Below are 2,541 nucleotides of genomic sequence, written 5' to 3'. Positions count from 1 at the left end.
GGCTATCTGTATGCTGGTTGGCATAGGAGAAGGCACGGACACATCATCTCATCTGTATTGAGAATGCCCTTACTTTTAAGAAAATTTTTGATTCTAAATAAATCTCTATATTACAAACACAAATCTTTATTAAGGCGGCGCTAAGCGCGATCGCCGCCTCCAGCTTTATAAAACTTCCCAATCAAGGAAGTGGTAGGAGCATTAGATAATTAAAAAAAGCTTTTGGAAAGCAGGACATTACTTCGGAGTCAGCCTCAACGATGCAAAGGACTCGTCTCAACAATCTCTTTGATGTTGTCAGCCAACAGCTGAGGCGATGGTTTCGCAATCCCTGGCGACGGATATCGCTGGTGGTGATGAGCCTATTAGTGGGCGTGTTTCTAGGAACCGCTATTCCCACAACAGCGGGACAAACCGCTAACTGGGATGTGATTGCCGCTGGATTTTTAATTTTTTTCACCGAAACCGTGAATCGGTTCGTTTACGGCAGAAACCGGCGAGTTGTGCCAACAGGTGAAGGCGTTCCCAACCGCTTATTAGTGACAGAAATGTTGAATGCGCTGAAAATTGGTCTGACTTACAGTTTATTTATTGAAGCCTTTAAACTTGGTTCGTGATGGACTCTCTTCGCCAAATTTTTAACGATTGGATCGCTAGAAAAACGCCGACTTCAGCACAGTTGGAACATTTGGCAGCACAGGCGCTAGCAGATGACTTCCGGGCGAAAGCTTTTGGGATCGCACCCGCCAATGTGGAGGAAGTCATCCGCAAGCGATCGCATTTGTTCCTCTTAACCTATCCCCATCTTTCCTCAGTCCTTAGCCCGCAGTTCCTAGTCCTTAGTTTAGAAACGCTCTGGAACCTCTGGCTTCCCTTAGCCACAAAACTAGCGCAGGATCGGCAACAGTTAGGACGCCCCCTCATCCAGGGGATTTTAGGGGGACAGGGAACTGGCAAAACGACTCTGGGAGCCGTCCTTACCTTAATTCTCAAACACCTAGGGAACTCGACACTCAGCCTATCCTTGGATGACCTTTACAAAACCTATCGCGATCGCCTTGCCTTAAGAAAGCAAGACCCCCGCTTGATCTGGCGCGGGCCACCCGGAACCCACGATATTCAATTGGGTTTAGACGTTTTGGACTGTCTGCGTCAGCCATCCGGGCAACCGATTCCAGTCCCCCGCTTTGATAAATCTGCGTGGGAAGGTGCCGGTGATAGGACGCAGCCAGAAATTGTCCAAAACATCGATATCATCCTGTTTGAAGGGTGGTTTGTCGGCGTCCGTCCCATAGACCCCGCTACCTTTGACAATGCGCCACCGCCGATTGTAACCGCTGCTGAGCGAACGTTTGCCCGTGACATGAATGCCCGATTGCAGGACTATGTACCTTTGTGGGAACGGTTAGATCGGCTGATGATGCTGTATCCCGTTGATTATCGTCTGTCTGTGCAGTGGCGACGGCAGGCAGAACACGACATGATTGCTGCTGGTAAATCTGGCATGACAGATTCGGAAATTGATGAATTTGTCAAGTATTTCTGGAAATCGCTCCACCCAGAGTTATTTATCAAACCGCTGACGAGAAATCCTAGGACGGTAGACTTGGTGGTTGAGATTAATCCCGACCACTCTCCTGGTGACGTTTATCGACCGAGCGATCGCACTGATTAAAACCAATAGCAGCCTAACAAGTAAACTCGCGGCTACTTCTGAAAAAATCTAGAACAAGTGCTGGAACTGGAGATTCACATGAATAATGGATTCGAGCGGATAGAAGCGGACAATGTTTTGTGTGTTAATACAAATACTCAGAGACTTTTAATTAATCACTCCACTTTCCAAGTGGGTGAATTCATTAACCGGATGCAGGCTCAGGTAGGAGCAACTGGTGAGCAAATAAAGTGGTTTAGTGAGGGTATAGATTGCAAGGTTCTAAGACCCGGTGCTAACTGGAAACAAGGAAAGGTTAGAGTAACTCTAGAATTTTGCCCGGATGAGCCAGAATCACCACTAGAGGATATTCGTCAGCAACTCAAAGAAGATGATAGCTAATGCCTAATCTTCCCCCTTGGACGCCTCTCCATGCCCAATTGCATCGAATTTTACGCGATCGCCATCTCTTACCGCGAAACCAGCCCCTATTAGTTGCAGTCTCCGGGGGACAAGATTCTCTCTGCTTAATCAAATTACTGCTAGATTTGCAGCCAAAGTGGGGATGGCATCTGGGAATTGCTCACTGCGATCATCGCTGGCGTCCGGATTCCCAAGCAAATGCCAACCATGTGGAACAGTTGGCGAGAACCTGGCAAGTCTCCTATTACTTGGAAACCGCCTCAGAAATGCTATCTATCTCTTCAGAGGCGGCGGCGCGACAGTGGCGTTATCAAGCCTTAAGCGCGATCGCCCAAACCAACAACTTCCCATACATTGTCACAGGTCATACAGCGAGCGATCGCGCCGAAACCCTCCTTTATAACCTGATGCGCGGCAGTGGTGCCGATGGATTACAAGCCCTAACCTGGCAGCGTCCGCTGACT

4 protein-coding genes are annotated in these 2,541 nt (G+C 48.4%); all 4 read left to right on the top strand.

All coding sequences use genetic code 11. From position 1 onward, the window contains the following. Positions 1-260 precede the first annotated feature (260 nt). Positions 261-617, top strand: a complete 357-nt coding sequence (locus H6F50_RS07035) for a DUF565 domain-containing protein (RefSeq protein WP_190414525.1) — start codon at positions 261-263, stop codon at positions 615-617. Continuing rightward, positions 617-1,675: a glycerate kinase gene (locus tag H6F50_RS07030; protein ID WP_190427894.1), complete on the top strand. Its 1,059-nt coding sequence runs from the start codon at positions 617-619 to the stop codon at positions 1,673-1,675. The genes H6F50_RS07035 and H6F50_RS07030 overlap by 1 nt, the downstream gene beginning before the upstream one ends. A 78-nt stretch (positions 1,676-1,753) precedes the next feature. Further along, positions 1,754-2,056, top strand: a complete 303-nt coding sequence (locus H6F50_RS07025) for a KGK domain-containing protein (RefSeq protein ID WP_190414523.1) — start codon at positions 1,754-1,756, stop codon at positions 2,054-2,056. Beyond that, positions 2,056-2,541 (top strand): tRNA lysidine(34) synthetase TilS (gene tilS, locus H6F50_RS07020; RefSeq protein ID WP_190427892.1); only part of this gene is annotated, 486 nt, incomplete at its 3' end. The genes H6F50_RS07025 and tilS, both read left to right, overlap by 1 nt.

It is taken from the genome of Coleofasciculus sp. FACHB-712, from assembly GCF_014695635.1.
Classification (GTDB): domain Bacteria; phylum Cyanobacteriota; class Cyanobacteriia; order Cyanobacteriales; family FACHB-T130; genus FACHB-T130.
Note: the sequence above shows the minus strand (reverse complement) of the source record. Positions and strands in the feature narration are given on the sequence as shown.